Annotated in this window: 17 protein-coding genes; 5 read left to right on the top strand and 12 right to left on the bottom strand. The window is 59.4% G+C overall.

Going from position 1 to position 19,568, the window contains the following annotated elements; translation table 11 throughout:
• Entirely contained in the window at positions 1 to 3,099 is a 3,099-nt protein-coding gene (locus J2046_RS24095; protein WP_210056210.1) for a helicase-related protein, read from the bottom strand.
• A gap of 701 nt (positions 3,100 to 3,800) precedes the next feature.
• Here J2046_RS24095 and J2046_RS24090 point away from each other — a divergent pair.
• Together J2046_RS24090 and J2046_RS24085 are read left to right on the top strand one after the other, a co-directional pair.
• Positions 3,801 to 3,956 (top strand): DUF3309 family protein, encoded by a 156-nt coding sequence (locus J2046_RS24090; RefSeq protein ID WP_081952972.1) that lies wholly within the window; start codon positions 3,801 to 3,803, stop codon positions 3,954 to 3,956.
• Between the two features lie 40 nt (positions 3,957 to 3,996).
• Positions 3,997 to 4,257 carry a YMGG-like glycine zipper-containing protein gene (locus J2046_RS24085; RefSeq protein ID WP_210056208.1) on the top strand — a complete coding sequence of 87 codons (261 nt, stop codon included), beginning with the start codon at positions 3,997 to 3,999 and terminating at the stop codon, positions 4,255 to 4,257.
• A gap of 242 nt (positions 4,258 to 4,499) precedes the next feature.
• On the opposite strand, the gene phbB is transcribed toward J2046_RS24085, so the two are convergent.
• Both phbB and J2046_RS24075 read right to left on the bottom strand, forming a co-directional pair.
• The gene (gene phbB, locus J2046_RS24080; protein ID WP_210056206.1) at positions 4,500 to 5,228 is read right to left on the bottom strand and encodes a beta-ketoacyl-ACP reductase; all 729 of its coding nucleotides are present in this window, start codon (positions 5,226 to 5,228) and stop codon (positions 4,500 to 4,502) included.
• A gap of 126 nt (positions 5,229 to 5,354) precedes the next feature.
• Entirely contained in the window at positions 5,355 to 6,536 is a 1,182-nt protein-coding gene (locus J2046_RS24075) for an acetyl-CoA C-acetyltransferase (RefSeq protein ID WP_210056204.1), read from the bottom strand.
• A 249-nt stretch (positions 6,537 to 6,785) separates the two neighbouring features.
• On the opposite strand from J2046_RS24075, the gene phaR reads away from it, so the two are divergent.
• On the top strand, positions 6,786 to 7,361 hold the full coding sequence (phaR, locus tag J2046_RS24070; RefSeq protein WP_210056203.1) for a polyhydroxyalkanoate synthesis repressor PhaR: 576 nt from the start codon (positions 6,786 to 6,788) through the stop codon (positions 7,359 to 7,361).
• A 15-nt stretch (positions 7,362 to 7,376) separates the two neighbouring features.
• Here phaR and J2046_RS24065 read toward each other — a convergent pair whose 3' ends face one another.
• The 4 genes from J2046_RS24065 to mtgA all read right to left on the bottom strand — a co-directional run bounded on the left by J2046_RS24065 (position 7,377) and on the right by mtgA (position 9,707).
• Complete coding sequence (locus J2046_RS24065; protein WP_210056201.1) at positions 7,377 to 7,784, bottom strand: hypothetical protein; 408 nt, start codon at positions 7,782 to 7,784, stop codon at positions 7,377 to 7,379.
• 128 nt (positions 7,785 to 7,912) lie between these two features.
• Positions 7,913 to 8,098: a 50S ribosomal protein L32 gene (gene rpmF, locus J2046_RS24060; RefSeq protein ID WP_003535764.1), complete on the bottom strand. Its 186-nt coding sequence runs from the start codon at positions 8,096 to 8,098 to the stop codon at positions 7,913 to 7,915.
• A gap of 147 nt (positions 8,099 to 8,245) precedes the next feature.
• Complete coding sequence (locus J2046_RS24055; RefSeq protein ID WP_210056199.1) at positions 8,246 to 8,893, bottom strand: glutathione S-transferase family protein; 648 nt, start codon at positions 8,891 to 8,893, stop codon at positions 8,246 to 8,248.
• A gap of 73 nt (positions 8,894 to 8,966) precedes the next feature.
• On the bottom strand, positions 8,967 to 9,707 hold the full coding sequence (gene mtgA, locus J2046_RS24050) for a monofunctional biosynthetic peptidoglycan transglycosylase (protein WP_411828548.1): 741 nt from the start codon (positions 9,705 to 9,707) through the stop codon (positions 8,967 to 8,969).
• 130 nt (positions 9,708 to 9,837) lie between these two features.
• On the opposite strand from mtgA, the gene J2046_RS24045 reads away from it, so the two are divergent.
• Together J2046_RS24045 and J2046_RS24040 are read left to right on the top strand one after the other, a co-directional pair.
• Positions 9,838 to 10,752: a polyprenyl synthetase family protein gene (locus tag J2046_RS24045; RefSeq protein ID WP_210056195.1), complete on the top strand. Its 915-nt coding sequence runs from the start codon at positions 9,838 to 9,840 to the stop codon at positions 10,750 to 10,752.
• Positions 10,753 to 10,763: 11 nt separating this feature from the next.
• Positions 10,764 to 11,405: a LysE family translocator gene (locus tag J2046_RS24040; RefSeq protein ID WP_210056193.1), complete on the top strand. Its 642-nt coding sequence runs from the start codon at positions 10,764 to 10,766 to the stop codon at positions 11,403 to 11,405.
• A 27-nt stretch (positions 11,406 to 11,432) separates the two neighbouring features.
• Here J2046_RS24040 and J2046_RS24035 read toward each other — a convergent pair whose 3' ends face one another.
• From J2046_RS24035 to pyc, 5 genes are all read right to left on the bottom strand, one after another.
• Complete coding sequence (locus J2046_RS24035) at positions 11,433 to 12,098, bottom strand: OmpA family protein (protein WP_037156571.1); 666 nt, start codon at positions 12,096 to 12,098, stop codon at positions 11,433 to 11,435.
• A 126-nt stretch (positions 12,099 to 12,224) separates the two neighbouring features.
• Entirely contained in the window at positions 12,225 to 13,292 is a 1,068-nt protein-coding gene (gene hisC, locus J2046_RS24030; RefSeq protein WP_210056191.1) for a histidinol-phosphate transaminase, read from the bottom strand.
• A 3-nt stretch (positions 13,293 to 13,295) separates the two neighbouring features.
• The gene (gene ispG, locus J2046_RS24025) at positions 13,296 to 14,546 is read right to left on the bottom strand and encodes a flavodoxin-dependent (E)-4-hydroxy-3-methylbut-2-enyl-diphosphate synthase (RefSeq protein WP_210056190.1); all 1,251 of its coding nucleotides are present in this window, start codon (positions 14,544 to 14,546) and stop codon (positions 13,296 to 13,298) included.
• 128 nt (positions 14,547 to 14,674) lie between these two features.
• Entirely contained in the window at positions 14,675 to 15,865 is a 1,191-nt protein-coding gene (locus tag J2046_RS24020; protein WP_210056188.1) for an MFS transporter, read from the bottom strand.
• A gap of 216 nt (positions 15,866 to 16,081) precedes the next feature.
• A complete protein-coding gene (gene pyc / locus J2046_RS24015; protein ID WP_210056186.1) occupies positions 16,082 to 19,543 on the bottom strand; it encodes a pyruvate carboxylase in 3,462 nt (1,153 codons plus the stop codon).
• Positions 19,544 to 19,568: the final 25 nt, after the last annotated feature.

Here is a 19,568-nt window from a genome sequence, read left to right as displayed (position 1 = left end):
TCACTTCTTCATCTGCTCCTTGAGAGCTGCAAGTTTTGCAAAGGGCGAATCCGGATCGATCGGTTTCTCTTTGCGTGGCGGCTTCGCTTCGAAACGGGCCGGCTGCGGCCCTTTGCCGCGGTCGTTCCGCTCAGGCCGCTGCCCGCCTTCAGGGCGTTCCCCACGATTCGGGCGATCCCCCCGGTTTTTATCGCGATTCGGCCTCCCGCCGTCCCGTCGGTCTCGATCGCCGTTCTGACGTGCATCCCGACGATCATCACGATGACCTTGGGATCCTTGGGGCCGTTCCCCGCCGGCATTCCGCTGTCCGCCGTGACCCCGGCGATCTCCATTTTGCTGACGCCCGCTCCGCTGGTTGTCTCGGCCACCGCCTGGACGCCAGAGCAGGATCGGCTTCGGCTCCTCGGGTTCGGCAGGCTTTGCTCCATCTCCATCTGTCGCAACAGCGGCAGACGCCTGTTCGGTTGCGGCTTCCGCTACAGCCTCCACAGGGGCAAGTTCAACACTTCCCTCAATCACGCCCCTCGAGGCGTCGCTTGTGTCTGCACCATCGCTCATCGCGGCCTGCGAGGCCTCTTCGGTTGCGGCGGGAATCGCAGCCCCGGCAGCGCTCGCATTCTGAGTCTCAAGGAAAGCCTGCGCTTCTTCCGCCATCACGGCATCAGCACGATAGCCGAGCCCTTTCAGAATCTCCTCCATGTCGTCCGGCGTCGCGCCGAGAATGGAGAGCATCGCAGTCGTGGTCGTGAAACGACGACCGTCATAGGCGCCTTCCGGACGCGGCGTCGTGCCGGGCTTCCACTGAAGGAGCGGGCGGATGATATCCGCCAGGCGCTCGAGAATGTCGATACGCACCGCACGCTTGCCGAGGAAGCGGAAGCCTGCGAGCTTGTAGAACATTCGCTCGAAGCTCGGATCCGCAACGACCGAGGTGCGACCAGCAGCAAGCGCCGGGATCAGATCGCCGTAACCGGGCTTGTCGAGGCCGTCGTTCTTCAACGCCCAGAGAAGCGTGATGAGCTCGGCCGGAGCCGGCTTCAGAAGCGCCGGCATGAAGACGTGGTAGGCGCCGAACCGGATACCATAGCGCCGCATCGAGGCACGCGCATCCTGATCGAGCGACTTCACCTCTTCGGCTACGTCGCGACGGAAGAGTACGCCAAGATTTTCGACGATCTGGAAGGCAAGCCCCTTGGCAAGCCCCTGCAGATCCTCGGCACGCGATAGGTCGTCGAGCGGCTTCAGGACCGTCGCGATATGATGGTTCACGAAGCGCTCGATGCGAGCGAGAACGTGTTCGCGGGCATTGCCGGTGAGCTGCTCATCGGACAATAGGATGACACGCGGACGCATCACATGGTCGCTTGCCGAAAGACGGGCGATAGGTTCGCCGAGCCAGCGCACAAAACCATCGGAGCCGACAGCAAAATCGCTGTTGCCGGATGCATAAAGTCTCGCCGCTCGCGCCTCGAATTCCAGCGCCAACGCCTTTTGGGCGGCCGCCTGCACCGCCTTGGCGTCAGGTCCTTCCGTCCCCGTGACGGGCGTGAACCGGAATCCGGCTAATTGCCCGACGTGATGTCCCTCCACGAAGACATCGCCATTCACACTGATTTCAGCTTCCAGCATCGCATTCTCTCTCAGGCGCTTCATGAGCACAGATGTCCTGCGATCAACGAAGCGTTTCGTCAACCTTTCATGTAGCGCGTCCGACAACCTATCCTCTATTTCCCGTGTCTTTTCTTGCCAGTGTGTCGGATCGGCAAGCCAGCCGGGACGGTTGGAGACGTAGGTCCAGGTCCTGATCTGCGCGATGCGGGCAGACAGCGTGTCGATCTCGCCATCCGTCCGGTCCGCACGGCGGACCTGCTCCGCCATGAAATCCTCGTTTACTGTTCCATAGCGCACAAGATCGGAAAAAAGAGTCGAAATAAGGTCCGCGTGCTGTGCCGGCGCAATCCGGCGGTAATCCGGCAGCGCACAGGCCTCCCAGAGCTTTTCGACCCTTTCCGGTGTCGTCGCGGCATCCTGGATTTCGGGATAACGCGAAAGATGATCAAGTGCTTGGCTATCGGTCGCAGGCAGCGCCCGAGTGAGTCCCATGATCGTCGGAGAAACATCCAGGCTTTCGCGCAGCGCGCGCAGTGTGGAAAAATCGAGATTCTTCGAGCGCCATTGCAGCACTTTCACCTGATCGAACTGATGGCTTTCGATTCGCTCCACCAATTCGTCATCGAACGGCGCGACCTGTCCGGTGACGCCAAACGTCCCATCTCTCAGATGCCGGCCCGCACGGCCGGCGATCTGGCCGAGTTCGGCGGGATTGAGATTACGGAACTGATAACCGTCAAATTTCCGGTCCTGCGCAAAAGCAACGTGATCGACATCGAGATTAAGACCCATGCCGATTGCATCTGTAGCAACCAGATATTCGACGTCGCCCGATTGGTAGAGCCCGACCTGGGCATTGCGCGTCCGCGGACTGAGCGCGCCCAAAACAACCGCAGCCCCGCCCCGCTGGCGACGGATCAGCTCCGCGATCGCATAAACCTCATCGGCGGAAAACGCCACGATCGCCGAACGTTGCGGCAGTCGGGTGATCTTCTTTTGACCTGCATAGAATAGCTGGGACAAACGCGGACGTTCGACAACGGCAATACCCGGCAGCAGCTTTTCAAGGATCGGCCGCATCGTGGCGGCTCCCAGAAGCAGGGTCTCGTCGCGGCCGCGCAGATGCAGAATTCTATCCGTAAAGATATGGCCGCGTTCCAGGTCTCCGGCAAGCTGCACTTCATCGATCGCGACGAAGGAGGCTCTCGTCTCCCGCGGCATGGCCTCGACGGTGCAAACTGAAAAGCGGGCGTTCGGCGGAGTGATCTTTTCCTCGCCGGTGACGAGCGCCACCCAGGAAACCCCGACCTTCTCGACAAGGCGCGTATAGACCTCGCGCGCCAGCAGCCGAAGCGGCAGGCCGATCACACCGGTGCCATGCGCAACCATGCGCTCGATGGCATAATGGGTCTTGCCGGTATTGGTGGGGCCGAGGACGGCGGTGACGCCGCGCCCGGTGGGCATCATGGGCTGGAAATTCAAAGCCAAGTTCCGCGCATCACTTACGGCTTCGGCTTCGCCTTTGCGAAAACCTCAAGCCACGCCACACATGGCGATCCCAGCCGACAAACGCAAGCCTGAAGAATGGTTTTGCTGCCGAAGAATCTCGGTTTGGCAGGCTTAACCCAACATTCAGCCGTTCGTATTTCATCCATGCGGGAACAGATGCGAACGAATCGGAGACGAATCGAAGACTCAAGAAGATTCAGCCTTTGTTCACGGCTATATATTGACCAGACTCGATTTCCCGCCACGACATCCTGAATCTGCATTCAATTTGGGTGTCGACAATCTGGAGATTCACCCGGAGGCTGTGCACCCACAGAGAGATGACGGAGTCAATCCCTTGATATGATTAACCTTTCTTCAACGAGTTCAAGGACTTCAACCGTCTAAACCAGCCCATGTTAAGATTCAGGCCAAAGGCGGAACGAATCATCGACGAATCGCCGACATCTCCATATTCCCGTTTTGTTCTTACAAGATATTGTGGGTATCTGCCGATCGAAGACGCAAGAAGAACGGCCTACGGAGGGCTCGGAAACGAATCACGAATGCCCTCGTTAACGTTGGCTAACGGCCTTTAACCACATGTGACATGGGCGCCACGTCGATCCCTTGGAACAAAAATTGCGAGGGCGCGTTTCCTCGCCAAATCCATACCGGATTATCTAGCGGAGTGGAAAATCATGCTCGGAACGGTATTGCTCATCATCCTCATCCTGCTCCTGATTGGCGCGCTGCCGAATTGGGGCTATAGCCGAGGTTGGGGTTACGGTCCGTCGGGCGGATTGGGCCTCGTCGTCCTGATCATCATCATCCTGTTGCTGATGGGCAGGATTTAAGAGCGGCGCAGCCGTATGTCACCAAGGGAAGGGAATAAACATGAAAAAGATTCTGATTGTGGGCTGCATGATCGGCGCGCTCGCCTCGTGTACCTCTACGGAGAAGGGCACCGCGATTGGCGCGGGTACCGGTGCAGTCATCGGCGGTGCTGTCACCAATAGCTGGGGTGGCGCTGCGGTGGGCGCTGTGGCCGGCGGTCTTGTCGGCGCTGCAATTGGCGAATCCGAGAAGCGGCGCGGCTATTGTGTCTATCGGGATCGGTACGGTCGCACCTACGAAGCGCCTTGCCGCTATCGCTGATATATTCTGGATTTCTCGGAAGCCGGCGTTGCAACCAACGCCGGCTTTATTTTGCCCAATCGGCCCTGTGTTAACTTTTGACCAAAGCCGGAACGAAACGCTGACGAATCGGCGACATTGTCTTTTTCCCGGTTTGTTCACCGCAACATTTGGTGGGAAAACAGCGTGTTAGCCATAGTGACAGATGATTTTCACGCACATTTGCGCGACGGAATCCACCTAAAGGTTAACGCGCGAAAAGTTCAACCGGCCATGAACTGGCCGCCGTTTGCCGTGAGCGTCGAGCCAGTGATGAAGCCAGCTTCATCCGAAGCGAGGAAAACAACACATCGGGCTATCTCTTCCGGCTCACCGAGGCGACCAATCGGGATTTGAGGAATGATCCGCTCATTCAGCACTTTCTCCGGCACAGCCCGAACCATTTCCGTGGCAATGTAACCGGGGCAGATCGCATTGACGGTAATGTTCTTCGCCGCACCCTCCTGAGCAAGGGCCTTGGTGAAGCCGAGATCACCGGCCTTGGCTGCGGAATAGTTCACTTGCCCCATCTGGCCCTTTTGGCCATTGATGGAGGAAATGTTGATGACGCGGCCAAAACTGCGCTCCCGCATGCCGCTCCAGACGGGATGTGTCATATTGAAGAGGCCGGTGAGGTTTGTGCCGATTACCTCATTCCATTGTTCCGGTGTCAACTTGTGGAACATGCCGTCGCGGGTAATACCCGCATTGTTGACAAGGATCTCGACCGGACCAAGCGCTGTCTCGATCTCGGCTATACCTTCAACACAGGCCTGATAATCGGACACATCCCATTTGAAGACGGGAATACCGGTTTCGCCATGAAAGGCTTTCGCCTTTTCCTCATTACCGGCAAAATTGGCAGCCACCCGATAACCCGCAGCCTTCAACGCCACAGAGATCGCAGCACCGATTCCCCGTGTTCCTCCCGAAACCAACGCTACCCTGCTCATTTGTTTTCCCCTTCTCAGATTGATCCTGTCCTTCTGTGTGACCGGATACTTACTTATTTTGACAGGCTTTCGTCAGGACGATAGCCCGCGGCGCATTTTTTCAACGCTGGCGGGCCATCCACGACATCACATGGCTTCGAGGCACATGGCGACGCCCATGCCGCCGCCGATACACAGCGTCGCGAGACCCTTCTTTGCGCCGCGACGCCTCATCTCGAAGAGGAGCGTGTTGAGGATGCGCGCACCGGAAGCGCCAATCGGGTGACCGATGGCAATAGCACCGCCGTTGACGTTGACGATCGACGGGTCGAGACCGAGATCCTTGGTGACGGCACAAGACTGGGCCGCGAAGGCTTCGTTGGCTTCGACGAGGTCGAGGTCGCCGATTTTCCAGCCGGCCTTTTCCAGCGCCTTGCGGGAGGCAGGGATCGGGCCTGTGCCCATGATCTGCGGATCGACGCCCGCGGTTGCCCAGGAAACGATGCGAACCATCGGCGTGATACCCCGGCGGACAGCTTCCTCCTCCGTCATCAGAACAGCCGCCGCCGCTCCGTCATTGAGGCCTGAAGCGTTGCCAGCCGTCACCGTCCCTTCTTTGTCGAAGGCAGGACGAAGCTTCGCTAGTGCATCGAGCGTCGTGCCGGGGCGGATAAATTCGTCGTTTTCCACGGTCACGTCCCCCTTCCTCGTCTGGATGACATACGGGATAACCTCGTCCTTGAAGCGGCCGGCGAGTTGCGCGGCCTCCGCCTTGTTCTGGGAGGATACGGCGAACTGGTCCTGCTCATCGCGGGAGAGTTGCCACTGACGAGCGATGTTCTCCGCCGTGATCCCCATGTGGTAGCCGTAGAAGGCGTCCGTCAGCCCGTCCTTGATCATGGTATCGATCATCTTGAAATCACCCATCTTCACGCCGCCGCGCAGATGCGCGCAATGGGGCGCCATGGACATGGACTCCTGGCCGCCGGCCACGATGATCTTCGCATCGCCCAGCGCAATCTGCTGCATGCCGAGCGCGACGGCGCGAAGGCCTGAACCGCAGAGTTGGTTGACGCCCCAGGCGGTCTTCTCCTTGGGCACTCCGGCTTTCATCGCCGCCTGCCGGGCAGGATTCTGCCCCTCGCCCGCCGGCAGAACCTGACCGAGGATAACCTCATCCACCTCGGACGCGTCGACACCGGCACGCGCAAGCGCGCCCTTGATCACCGCAGCACCCAGTTCATGGGCCGGGACATTGGCAAAAGCACCGTTGAATGAGCCGACTGCCGTGCGGGCGGCAGACGCGATCACGATGGATGGATTGGTCATGGGACGTCTCCTCTTATTAAGATATTTATCCGCGAGACTGACAAAGCTTGACCGCAGAGTCAAACATCCTGCGGGCCGACGATCCTTACCTAAAAATGCTCCTCAGTTTTCGCGGGTTTGCTGCGCAACAAGTCAACCGCCGCATCGCACAAATCGATTGTAAGTCCGCTTCATTTAGGCTTACATTCCTGTCGGGAGAAGCAGCCAATCGATATAACCAAACCATATTGACGGGAGCAGGAGGCAATCATGGCAAAGACCGAAGGCGAAATCATAATCAAAAAATACGCCAACCGGCGCCTCTACAATACAGGCACCAGCACTTACGTGACGCTGGAAGACCTGGCGAAGATGGTGAAGAAAGGCGAAGAATTCGTCGTTCAGGATGCCAAGACCGGCGAGGACATCACTCACTCGGTGCTGACGCAGATCATCTTTGAACAGGAATCCAAAACCGGCAATACGCTGCTGCCGATTTCCTTCCTACGGCAGTTGATTTCCTATTACGGCGACCAGATGCAGATGGTCGTACCGACCTTCCTGGAACATTCGATGAAGGCGTTTACCGATCAGCAGGTGCAGATGCGCGAACAGATGACCCGTGCTTTCGGCGATACACCGCTTAGCAAGAACCTGCAGGCGCCCATGCAGATGATGGAAGAGCAGGTACGCCGCAACACGGAAATGTTTCGCCAGGCGCTGCAGATGTTCTCGCCTTTTACGGCCCAGCCGCCTGCCTCGGCTGCCAAGAAAACCGATTCGAAAGATATCGACGAATTGAAGGAACAGCTTCGCAACCTTCAGAACCGTCTCGATAATCTCTGATCTGTAGAACCTGGATCAGAGTCCGATCGAAACGTCGCGACCGGCCGAGCGGATTGCGACGGCAAAACCGCCGATGACATCGACGAAAGTGATCGTCATCAGGATGAAGAAAATCTGCGTAGCGGCATCCCTGACCAGCAGGAATTCAACCAGGTAGGCCACGAAGACCAGCATCGACAGCATGTGATTGAGAAGCGAGCCACGACCGTTACGGCTCGCCTTGAGGATTTCGACAAAGAGAAAAACGAGTGCGACGACAATCAGTGCGTCGCCCACCGTCATCGTCCAGATGGCACCGGAAAGCATCTGGAGCGAACTGACGATATTGCCAAGCGCAACAACTCCGCCGCCACCCAGAATGCCGAACATGGCAACGTTGTAGAGAACAAACGGGAAAATCATCAGCGGCAATGCAGCTAGCATGAGCGGCTCCGGAGCACGAGAAATGGACTGGCCGAACTGTGATGCCGGCCTGCATTTTGCGCAAGGCTTCGCAAAAAACAAAAAAGGCCGGCAAGGCCGGCCCTTCAAGCGAACTTCCGTAGCAACGCTTATGCGTTTTCCTTCGGCGTCAAAACCTGACGGCCGCGGTACATGCCGGTCTTCAGGTCAATGTGATGCGGGCGGCGCAGTTCGCCGGAGTTCTTGTCTTCGATATAGGTCGGAGCCTTGAGTGCGTCGGCGGAGCGGCGCATACCGCGCTTCGACGGGCTCGTTTTTCTCTTCGGTACAGCCATTTCGTTACTCCACTTCGTGCAAAACATGATCCCCGGCCGGAACTGAGGCCGAACTCATCACGTCTCGATCTCGGAAATTTGCCGGGCTTATACATGTCCGGCAGGGCTTTGACCAGTCCCCGCCGGGATTTTTTCGACATTGCCTCGTTAGGCTTCGTCTTCCGGCACGATCCAGGACTCGGCAAGCGCCGCCTCCTGCCATTTGACCCAGGCCGGATGGGATTTCATCGCCGCCATATAGGCAAGCGTATCGGCATCGGTCACAAGGTCGTAAACGTCGAAACGGTTGATGACAGGCGCAAACATGGCGTCCGCTCCGGTAAAGGCGCTGAACAGGAACGGCCCGCCGGACTTTGCCCGCATTTCACGCCAGATCGTCTCAATCCGCGTCACATCGTCCATCACGCCTTCCGGCAGATCGAGCTTGCGCTTCGGGCGCCGCATATTCATCGGGCAGGCGTTTCTAAGCGCCCGGAAGCCGGAGAGCATTTCCATGGAGATCGAGCGGGCGACGGCCCGGTCCGCAACCGCCTTGGGCCAAATGCCTTTCTCTGGAAAAAGCTCGGCTACGTATTCGATGATCGACAGCGATTCCCAAACGCGGATATCGCCGTGGTGCAGGACGGGCACCCTGCCTGTCGGCGAAATCGGCTTGAACTTCGGATTGCCGGCCGGAAAATCGAAGGGGATCAACACTTCCTCGAAATCAATGCCCGCCGCAGTCATCGCAATCCAGGGACGTAAGGACCACGAGGAATAGTTCTTGTTGCCGATGTAAAGGGTGAGTTTTTCCATGGGCCACGCCTCCGGTTGGTTCATTCAGCCTATAATCGCAACAGCCGAGCGCGACCAATGAAATTGCTAGAAGTCAATCATAAATGCATTTGATATAGTCGCCGGAATTGCGCGCGCGGCGCTCGACAATGCCGGCCAGCCGTTGCATGCCGCGACCGGGCTTGCCGGCGACCCGCGTGATCGGGTTGGGTAACGAAACGGCGAGAAGCGCCGCCTGCCGGGAGCTGAGCTTCGAGGCCGGAATCTTGAAATGATGCCGGGCTGCGGCTTCCGCTCCATAGATGCCAGGCCCCCATTCGGCGACGTTAAGGTAGATTTCCATCATCCTCCGCTTCGACCAGACGAAATCTGCCCCAATGGCAAGCGGCAGTTCGAGCCCCTTGCGGATGAAGGAGCGGCCATTCCAGAGAAACAGGTTCTTGACCGTCTGCATGGAAATGGTGCTGGCTCCGCGCGTCGCCTCTCCGTCCAGCGCATCCTCGACCACGCCGCGCATCTGCGTCCAGTCAACCCCGCCGTGGAAACAGAACTGACCGTCTTCCGACATCATGACCGCACGGACGAGATTGGGCGAGATATCATCGAGATCCACCCAGCGCCTGTCGTAACCGCGGAACAGCACCAGTTCCGACAGCATCAGGGTCGAGACGGGATGGATGAACGGCAAGGCATAAACAAAGATAAAAAGATAAGGCAGCAGCACGAGAGCGATCGCGATCAATACGAGCCGCCGGATGAGATTGGGGAAAAACGAGCGCCGTCTGTCCTTCACGGGCTCTTCCTCCTGCACGTGCTGCTCCGGCGTGATGTCCAATGTCCCGCTCATTCCTTGTTTTGGATTTCATAGACTCTGAATGGAGCCAAGGCGAGTCTGATGCCGAAAACTTCCCATGACCCGATAAATCGCCGTTGCTAGTCAGCCATCGGCATGCCAAACAGCGGCCATGACGGACACGAAGACAGTATTCGAAGAGCGCTTGCGGGAGAGTGCCGCCGAGACGGAAGCTCTGCTTGCGTCGCTGCTGTCCGATGCCACTCTTCCCGAAGAGATTGTCCGCCCCTCGCATCTCATGGCAGCCATGCGCCATGGATCGCTGAACGGCGGCAAAAGGCTCCGACCCTTCCTAGCCCGCGAAAGCGCGTTCCTGCTCGGCGGACCGCCGGATGCTGCGCTTCGGGTCGGCGTGGCGCTGGAGTGCCTGCACTGTTATTCGCTGATCCACGACGATCTGCCAGCCATGGATAACGACGACCTGCGTCGCGGCCGACCGACGGTACACAAGGCCTTTGACGAAGCGACGGCAATCCTGGCCGGGGATAGCCTGCTTACCTATGCTTTCGATATCATCGCCGCTCCGGAGACGGTACTTGCCGACCGATTGAAGACAGAACTTGTGCTGGCGCTTGCTCGCGCCGCCGGGCTTGGTGGCATGGTGGGCGGTCAGGCGCTCGACCTCGCGGCAGAGAAGTCTCCTCCGGACGAAGTCGGTATCACGACACTCCAGTCGATGAAAACGGGCGCACTTCTGCGTTTTGCCTGCGAAGCGGGCGCCATCATCGCGGGCTCGGAGCCGGGACATCGCGAAAGAATGCGTGCATTTGGTCGCAAGATCGGCCTGGCTTTCCAGCTTGCTGACGATCTGCTCGATCTGACCTCGGATACCGTCACCATGGGTAAGGCGACGGGCAAGGACGCCGCACGCGGAAAGGGTACGCTCGTTGCGCTGCATGGCATGGCCTGGGCAGAAGACCGACTTGGCGCTTTGACCAAGGAAGCCATTGATCTACTGGCTCCGTACGGAGAGAAGGCCGTGATACTGCAGGAAACTGCACGTTTCATTGCAGATCGTGAAAGCTGAAAAGAGGGAAGATGTCAGACGCCCTGACTTACCTGTCGTATATGTGGCCGGCCTACGTCGCTTATATCATCAATGTCGCAACCCCGGGCCCTGCCAATTTCGCCATCATCGGCACATCGATCTCGCAGGGCCGACACGCCGGGCTGATCATGGCGCTTGGTATAGCCTGCGGTTCGTTCACCTGGGCCTGCGCCGCCGCACTCGGCCTTGCCGCCCTGCTCCGCTCTTATGCGATCGGCCTGGAAATCCTGAAAGTGCTCGGCGGGCTCTACCTGATCTACCTCGCCTGGAAGGCCTACAAATCGGCCCGCCTGCCGGATTCGAAAGCTGCGATCGGCAATCTCAGCACGAACTATACGGCGCGCCAACTCTGGCTGCGTGGTTACGCCATCCACGTCACCAACCCGAAGGCGATTTTCGCATGGCTCGCGATCATTTCGCTCGGCCTGCCGGAAAATGCACCGACCGCTGCGATCCTGCTGATCATAGGCGTCTGCATCTCTTCAAGCCTGATGATCTTCATCGGTTATGCCATGGTGTTTTCGACGCCACATGCGCTGCGCGGTTACAAGGCCGCTCGGCGATGGATCGAAGGCACGATGGCGATCGTCTACAGCGCCGCCGGCTTAAAGCTGCTGACGAGCCGCATCTGAGCGGCCCGCCTCGCTCCCTGTTTCCAATCAGCCCTGCGTGATCGGCGCGATCTGCACCTCGACGCGCCGGTTCTGCGCACGTCCGTCCGGCGTCGCATTGGAAGCAACCGGCTGCGATGGGCCGAAGCCCATGGTCGACATACGGCGTTGATCGACGCCGCGGCCTGCCAGATAATTCGCCACGGACGCGGCGCGGCGCTCGGACAGGCCCTGGTTATGCTGCAGGCTGCCGGTCGAATCCGTATGGCCGTTCACGTCGATGAAGGTCTTGTTGAACTTGTTCAACACGATCGCGACTGAATCGAGCGTCCGGTAGAAGGGCGGAATCACCTGATCCTGGTCCGTGGCAAAAGTGATGTTGGACGGCATGTTGAGGATGATGCGGTCACCCATGCGGGTCACCGAAACGCCGGTGCCTTGAAGCTGGGCCCGCAGTTCTGCTTCCTGATTGTCCATATAGGCGCCGATCCCGCCGCCTGCGAGCGCGCCGATGCCGGCGCCGATCAGCGCGTTGCGGGCGCCGTTCTTGCCTGTGCCGCCAATGGCAAGGCCTGCGAGAGCACCAACGCCGGCGCCGATCGCCGCGCCGCCTGCGGTGTTGGAAACCTTCTGTTCACCCGTATAGGGGTCGGTCGTGGTGCAGGCAGAAAGATAGGTCGCGGAAAGCGCGACGATTGCAATTTTCTTGAGCATTGTAAATCGAAGTCCCCGTCTTCTGTGAAGACACCTGATTTACCATGAATTGCGGCAATAGCGAGGAGAGACAATATCTCCTCGCCAATCATCATTGACCGGGAAAAAGCCTGATGTTTTGCTGCATCATTTCCCAGCCGGCGGAAGGCTCCTCAAGACTTCGATCAGCCGCTCGCATTCGGCATCCGTGCCGATGCTGATGCGCAGATGGTCGGCGATTCGCGGCTTGTTCCAGTGCCGCACCAGCACGCCTTCGGCACGCAGCGCTGCATGGACTTCCGCACCCGGCAGGTCTGGATGTCTGGCAAAGACGAAATTCGCCCGCGATGGCAGCACCTCGAAGCCAAGCCTTTGAAGTTCGCCGGTCAGGCGCTCGCGCGTCGCGATAATCTTTTGTCGGCAGGTCTCGAACCAATCCACATCTTCGACGGCCGCGGTGGCGGCGACCTGCGCAAGCCGATCGAGCGGGTAGGAGTTGAAACTGTCCTTCACCCGCTCGAGAGCGTCGATCAGCGGCCGTTGACCCAGCGCGAAACCGACACGCATACCGGCCAGCGATCGGGATTTCGACACCGTCTGAACGACCAGCAGATTTGGATAGCGGGAGATCAGACCCGCTGCGGTCTCGCCGCCGAAGTCGATATAGGCCTCATCGATCACCACCGGCGCATCCCCATGCCCGGCCACCAACGTCTCGATCTCCGCAAGCGACAGACCGACACCAGTCGGCGCATTGGGGTTGGGAATGATGATCGCGCCGCAGGACCGATCGTAGTCTGCAAGCCGGATGCGAAAGGCCTCGTCGAGCGGAATCTCGACAGCATCGATATCATAAAGCCGGCTATAGGTAGGATAGAAGCTATAGGTGATATCCGGATAGAGCAGCGGCATGTCGTGCTTCAGCAGGGCCTGGAACGTATGAGCCAGCACCTCATCGGAACCGTTGCCCACGAAAACCTCGTCCGGTTGCACTCCGAAATGCGCGGCGATCGCCTCGCGAAGCATCGTCGCCGCGGGATCGGGATAAAGCCGCAGACCGTCGTCGGCAGCCGCACGGATGGCGGCAAGCACCTTCGGCGAAGGGCCGTAAGGGTTTTCATTGGTGTTGAGCTTGACGAGATTCCGGATGCGCGGCTGTTCGCCAGCGACATAGGGCTTCAGTGTATCGACAATCGGAGACCAATACCGGCTCATGCTTTATTCAGCGGCCGTCTTCTGGCCGAAACGGTTCTCGATATAGTCGATGACGAGCTTTTCGAAATCGGCTGCGATGTTCGGTCCGCGCAGCGTCATCGCTTTCTTTCCGTCGATGAAGACGGGCGCGGCCGGCGTTTCCCCCGTGCCCGGCAGCGAAATGCCGATATCCGCGTGCTTGCTCTCGCCGGGACCATTGACGATGCATCCCATGACAGCGACGTTAAGCGCCTCGACACCCGGATACTTCTCACGCCAGACCGGCATGTTCTTGCGGATGTCATTCTGAATGTTCTGGGCGAGCTCCTGGAAGACCGTCGACGTGGTGCGGCCGCAGCCCGGACAGGCCGCAACGACCGGCACGAACTGCCGGAAACCCATGACCTGCAGGAGCTCCTGCGCCACCTGGACTTCGCGAGTGCGGTCGCCGTTTGGCTCCGGCGTCAGCGAGACGCGGATCGTGTCGCCAATCCCCTGCTGCAGGACATAACCCATGGCAGCAGACGATGCGACGATGCCCTTCGAGCCCATGCCGGCTTCGGTAAGGCCGAGATGCAGCGCGTGATTGGAGCGCTCGGCAAGCATGGAATAGACCGCGATCAGATCCTGCACCTGACTGACCTTGGCCGACAGGATGATACGGTTACGCGGCAGACCGATCTGTTCGGCAAGTTCGGCGGAGATCAGCGCCGATTGGACGATCGCCTCGTGCATGACCTGACGGGCCGAGAGCGGTGAACCTTCTGCCGCATTGCGGTCCATCAGCGTGGTCAGGAGATCCTGGTCGAGCGAGCCCCAATTGACGCCGATCCGCACCGGCTTGTCGTGGCGGATCGCCATCTCGACGATGTCGCCGAACTGCTTGTCCTTCTTGTCCTTGAAGCCGACATTTCCCGGATTGATGCGGTATTTGGCAAGCGCCTCGGCGCAGGCCGGATGATCGGCAAGCAGCTTGTGGCCGATATAGTGGAAGTCGCCGACCAGCGGCACATCCATCCCGAGACGCAACAGCCGCTCGCGGATCTTTGGCACGGCAGCGGCGCTTTCGTCACGGTCAACGGTGATGCGGACAATTTCGGAACCTGCCCTGTAAAGCGCAGCGACCTGCGCCACCGTCGCATCCACATCTGCCGTATCCGTATTGGTCATGGATTGGACTACGACCGGCGCCCCGCCGCCAACGATGACGCCACCGACATCGACGGCAACGGTGGCGCGGCGCGGCTTCGGATCATAATCGACGGGTGATGACATGGAGCTTCTCGTCGCCTTTAGCAGTTGGAGCGCCTTTCAGGTGGCGTATGGCTTGCGGCTTGTCAACCGGCACAGCACTCACTTTATCTCGTGCAGCCTGGCTTGGCCAACCTCCCGGCATCCTGCCTTCAGTGATGCGCATTGTCCGCATGCCGGGCAAGCGGCGACAGCAGCAGGACCACGACGATCAACGCAGAGAGACCGACGAAGATTACGGCTAGACCGGTATGCTCGGCGATGAATCCGATCGCCGACGGCGCCACAAGGATTCCTGAATATCCCATGGTCGTCACGACTGAGAGGCCGACACCAGCGGCCATGCCCGGCAGGTTGCCGGCAGCGGAAAAGGCGATGGGCACGATGTTGGAGATTCCGATGCCGGTGAGCGCAAACCCGGCGATCGCCATTGGAGTGCTTTGTGCGAAGCCGATCACCAGCAGACCGAGGATGGAGATAACGGCGCAGACGCGCAGCGTCATGACAGCGCCGAAGCGGTCGCGGATTACGTCGCCGGCAAATCGCATCAGCGCCATGGTCAGCGAGAAGGCTGCGAAGGCGAAACCTGAAAGCGTGACGGAGGCCGCCAGTTCGTTCCGCAGATAAAGTGCGCCCCAATCCAGGATTGCACCCTCCGGAATCATGCAGAACAACGCCATGATGCCGATCAGCCAGGGCAGAGGTGACCGCGGCAGCCGGCTGCCACCATGCCTGTGTTCATCGGGATGCGGCGCATCGTGAAGCACCACCCGCCATGCGACTACGATCATCAACGCAGCCAGAAGAGTAACGAGGATCGCGTGAGCCGACACGCCGATGTACTCGATGAAGAAGCCGCCGGTTGAGGAGCCGATCAGCCCGCCGAGGCTCCAGAAGGCATGGCAGGAGGACATGATGGCCCGCCGCATATGTTTCTCGACGGCGACGGCATTGGCATTCATCGCGACATCCATCGCGCCTATCAAACCACCAAACAGGAAGACGGCGACAGCACCGGTCCAGATGCTGCCGACCCAGGTCAGCAACAGCAGCGTTGGCGTCAGGAGCACCGCTGCCCATTTCGAAACCTGGCTTGATCCGAAGCGAGCGATCTGACTGCCGGCGAGCGGCATCATAACGATCGAGCCGATTCCGAAAGTCAGGATCATCAGGCCGAGAGCGCTTTCACTTAGACCGAGACGCGCAGCAAATTCGGGAATTTTCGGAGCCCATGCGCCAACCATGAAGCCATTCATCAGGAACAGCAGTGCGACTCCAGTTCTTTCGCGGGTGACGAATTTTTGAGACCGAATAGGAGAGCGAAGAGGTGCGCGGGTATCCATATGTCCAATCCTTTTGGCTGCCGCGACCATATTTAAATCGATTGAAATTGCAACGGCGCAACGCCGGCCTGTGTTTCACAAATTATGTGCGAACGAAACCCGCGACGATCCAAAAAGGGTCCTCGGGTTGGCAGCGCCGGTAAAAGGCGGAAACGCCATTCCGAAGAACGACGCCTCCGACATCAAATAGACCCCAAGAAATAGCGTCGGTGAAAATCAGCCGCCGTAGACGATCAGGAGGTCCTTGGCGTCGATCTGGTCGCCGGCCTTTACCAGCACCTCGGCGATTGTGCCGTCCTTTTCCGCATGCAAGGCGGTTTCCATCTTCATTGCTTCGATGGAAAGCAAAACATCGCCCGCCTTCACAGCCTGACCGGCCGACACGAAGACGCGGGAGAGTACACCCGGCATGGGCGCACCGAGATGGGTGGCATTGCCGACCTCGGCCTTGCGACGAACCGCGGCCCCTGAGGCACCATGCGCCCGGTCCGGCACCTTGATGCGGCGCGGTTGCCCGTTGAGTTCGAAGAACACCGTCACCATGCCCTGTGCGTCGGTCTGGCTGATTGCCTGATTGACGACGACCAGTGTCTTGCCCCTTTCAATATCCGCGAACAGTTCCTCTCCGTCCTTCAGACCATAAAAGTAGGCGGGCGTCGGCAGAACCGAGACGGGGCCGTATGTCTCAACCGCCATGGCGAAGTCGGTGAAGACCTTGGGATACATGAGATAGGATGAGAACTCGAAATCATCAATTTCGCGTCCGAGCTTATCCTCGATCGTCTTGCGCTCGACATCAAGATCGGCGTCCGGCAGCAGAGAGCCCGGCCGCACCGTATAGGGCTTCTCACCCTTGAGCGCCTTCTTCTGCAATGCCTTCGGCCAACCGCCCGGCGGCTGACCGAGGTCACCCTTCAGCATCGAGACGACCGAGTCCGGGAAGGCTATATCCCTGTCCGGGTTCTCGACATCGGCAACAGTGAGGTCCTGGCTGACCATCATCAGCGCCATGTCGCCTACCACCTTGGAAGACGGCGTTACCTTGACGATATCGCCGAACATCCGGTTGGCGTCCGCGTATGCCTGCGCCACCCTATGCCACTTGGTGTCGAGGCCGAGCGAACGGGCCTGTTCCTTGAGATTGGTAAACTGGCCACCCGGCATCTCGTGCAGATAGACTTCGGAAGCCGGCCCCTTGAGGTCGCTCTCGAAGGCGGCATACTGGGCGCGCACCGCTTCCCAATAGAAGGAGATGCGGCGAATCCATTCCGGATCAAGACCCGGATCGCGCTCGGACCCGGCGAGCGCCTCGACGATCGAGCCGAGGCAGGGCTGCGACGTATTTCCGGACAAGGCATCCATGGCCGCATCGACCGCATCGACGCCTGCCTCCACTGCGGCAAGAACCGTCGCCGCCGATATGCCGGACGTGTCATGCGTATGGAAATGGATCGGCAGAGATGTCGCCTCGCGCAACGCTTTGAAGAGCACGCGTGCCGCAGCGGGTTTCAGGAGACCAGCCATGTCCTTGAGCGCGATGATATGTGCACCGGCCTTCTCCAGTTCCTCAGCCAGCGCGACATAATACTTGAGATCGTATTTCGGGCGCGCAGAGTTCAGGAGGTCCCCGGTATAGCAGATCGCCGCCTCGCACAGCTTGCTCTCTTCCTGGACCGCGTCCATGGAAACGCGCATGTTCTCGACCCAGTTGAGGCAGTCAAAGACGCGGAAGAGATCGATTCCGCCCTTCGCCGCCTGCCGGACGAAATATTTCACGACATTGTCCGGATAGTTCTTGTAGCCGACGCCGTTGGCCCCACGTAGCAGCATCTGCAGCAACAGGTTCGGCGCTCCCTCGCGTATGAGCGCCAGACGCTCCCATGGATCTTCCGTCAGGAAGCGCATGGAAACATCGAAGGTCGCACCGCCCCAGCATTCCAGCGAAAAGAGGTTCGGCAGCGCTCGCGCATAGACACCTGCAATATGCGCAATGTCATAGGTCCGCATGCGGGTGGCAAGCAGCGACTGGTGCCCGTCACGCATGGTTGTGTCCGTCACAAGCGCGCGCTTTTCATTGCGCATCCATTCTGCGAATTTCTTCGGGCCGAGATTGTCGAGAAGCTGCTTGGTTCCGTCGGGAACAGGCCCGTTTATGTAAGGCACGATTGGCTTTGCTACCTGCTCGGAAGGCATTGGCCGGCCCTTGGTCTCGGGGTGGCCGTTGACGGTGACATCGGCGAGATAGGTGAGCAGTTTGGTGGCGCGATCGGCCCGCTTCACCTGCTCGAAGAGTTCCGGCGTCGTGTCGATGAAGCGTGTCGTATAGGAATTGTCGCGGAACTTCGGATGACCGATGATCGCTTCGAGGAAGGTCAGATTGGTCGCGACCCCACGGATACGGAATTCGCGGAGCGCCCGATCCATACGGCTGATCGCCTCTCCGGGCGAAGCGCCCCACGCTGTCACCTTGACGAGCAGCGGATCATAGTAGCGGGTGATGATCGCACCGGAATAGGCCGTGCCGCCATCGAGGCGAATGCCGAAACCGGCCGCCGAGCGATAGGCGGTGATGCGGCCGTAATCCGGGATGAAGTTGTGCTCCGGATCCTCCGTGGTGATACGGCATTGCAGCGCATGGCCATTGAGACGGATGTTTGCTTGTGGCGGAACACCCGATTCAGGCGTGCCGATCGCCGCCCCTTCGAGGATGTGGATCTGGGCCTTGACGATATCTATGCCGGTGACGACCTCAGTCACCGTGTGCTCCACCTGGATGCGGGGATTCACTTCGATGAAGTAGAATTTGCCGGTATCGGCATCCATCAGATACTCAACCGTGCCGGCGCCGATGTAATTCGTCGCCCTGGCAATCTTCAGCGAATAATCTGCCAGCTCCCTGCGCTGAGCATCCGTGAGATAAGGCGCCGGAGCCCGCTCCACGACCTTCTGATTACGGCGCTGGATCGAACAGTCACGCTCGAAGAGATGCACGGCATTGCCATGCGTATCGCCTAGTATCTGGCTCTCGACATGGCGGGCATGTTCGACGAGTTTTTCGAGATAGACCTCATCCTTGCCGAAGGCGGCCTTGGCTTCGCGCTTGGCCTCCGTTACTTCCTTGGCGAGATCCGCTTCGGAGCGGATGACGCGCATGCCGCGCCCGCCACCACCCCAGGACGCCTTCAGCATCACCGGATAGCCGATCTGCGCGGCCATCTTCGCCACTTCGGCCATGTCGTCGGGCAGCGGCTCGGTTGCCGGAACCACCGGCACGCCAACGGAAATCGCAAGATTGCGGGCGGCAACCTTGTTGCCGAGCTGCCGCATAGTCTCGGCGGTTGGCCCTATGAACGTGATGCCCGCAGCATTGCAGGCCTCGACGAATTCGGGGCTTTCGGACAGCAGGCCATAACCTGGGTGAATGGCATCGGCACCGGAAAGCTTCGCGACGCGGATAATCTCCGGAATCGATAGGTAGCTCTCGATTGGCCCCAGATCCCGGTCAAGATGTGGGCCGCGGCCGACCTGGTAACTTTCATCAGCCTTGAAGCGATGCAGCGAGAGCTTGTCCTCCTCCGCCCAGATCGCAACCGTTTTGATGCCCAACTCATTGGCGGCCCGGAAGACGCGGATGGCAATTTCAGAGCGGTTGGCAACGAGAATTTTCGAAATCGGCAAAACGGACCTCCCACGTGCCATCGAG

It is taken from the genome of Neorhizobium petrolearium (genome assembly GCF_017873175.1).
Classification (GTDB): Bacteria; Pseudomonadota; Alphaproteobacteria; order Rhizobiales; family Rhizobiaceae; genus Neorhizobium; species Neorhizobium petrolearium.
This window is presented reverse-complemented; position numbering and strand designations above follow the sequence as displayed.

Excerpts from the sequence above, each read along its gene's own strand:
- J2046_RS24090 (WP_081952972.1), top strand. The coding sequence starts at position 3,801 with ATGCTCGGAACGGTATTGCTCATCATCCTCATCCTGCTCCTGATTGGC.
- J2046_RS24085 (WP_210056208.1), top strand. The coding sequence starts at position 3,997 with ATGAAAAAGATTCTGATTGTGGGCTGCATGATCGGCGCGCTCGCCTCG.
- phbB (WP_210056206.1), bottom strand. The coding sequence starts at position 5,228 with ATGAGCAGGGTAGCGTTGGTTTCGGGAGGAACACGGGGAATCGGTGCT.
- J2046_RS24075 (WP_210056204.1), bottom strand. The coding sequence starts at position 6,536 with ATGACCAATCCATCCATCGTGATCGCGTCTGCCGCCCGCACGGCAGTC.
- phaR (WP_210056203.1), top strand. The coding sequence starts at position 6,786 with ATGGCAAAGACCGAAGGCGAAATCATAATCAAAAAATACGCCAACCGG.
- J2046_RS24065 (WP_210056201.1), bottom strand. The coding sequence starts at position 7,784 with ATGCTAGCTGCATTGCCGCTGATGATTTTCCCGTTTGTTCTCTACAAC.
- rpmF (WP_003535764.1), bottom strand. The coding sequence starts at position 8,098 with ATGGCTGTACCGAAGAGAAAAACGAGCCCGTCGAAGCGCGGTATGCGC.
- J2046_RS24055 (WP_210056199.1), bottom strand. The coding sequence starts at position 8,893 with ATGGAAAAACTCACCCTTTACATCGGCAACAAGAACTATTCCTCGTGG.
- J2046_RS24045 (WP_210056195.1), top strand. The coding sequence starts at position 9,838 with ATGACGGACACGAAGACAGTATTCGAAGAGCGCTTGCGGGAGAGTGCC.
- J2046_RS24040 (WP_210056193.1), top strand. The coding sequence starts at position 10,764 with ATGTCAGACGCCCTGACTTACCTGTCGTATATGTGGCCGGCCTACGTC.
- J2046_RS24035 (WP_037156571.1), bottom strand. The coding sequence starts at position 12,098 with ATGCTCAAGAAAATTGCAATCGTCGCGCTTTCCGCGACCTATCTTTCT.
- hisC (WP_210056191.1), bottom strand. The coding sequence starts at position 13,292 with ATGAGCCGGTATTGGTCTCCGATTGTCGATACACTGAAGCCCTATGTC.
- ispG (WP_210056190.1), bottom strand. The coding sequence starts at position 14,546 with ATGTCATCACCCGTCGATTATGATCCGAAGCCGCGCCGCGCCACCGTT.
- J2046_RS24020 (WP_210056188.1), bottom strand. The coding sequence starts at position 15,865 with ATGGATACCCGCGCACCTCTTCGCTCTCCTATTCGGTCTCAAAAATTC.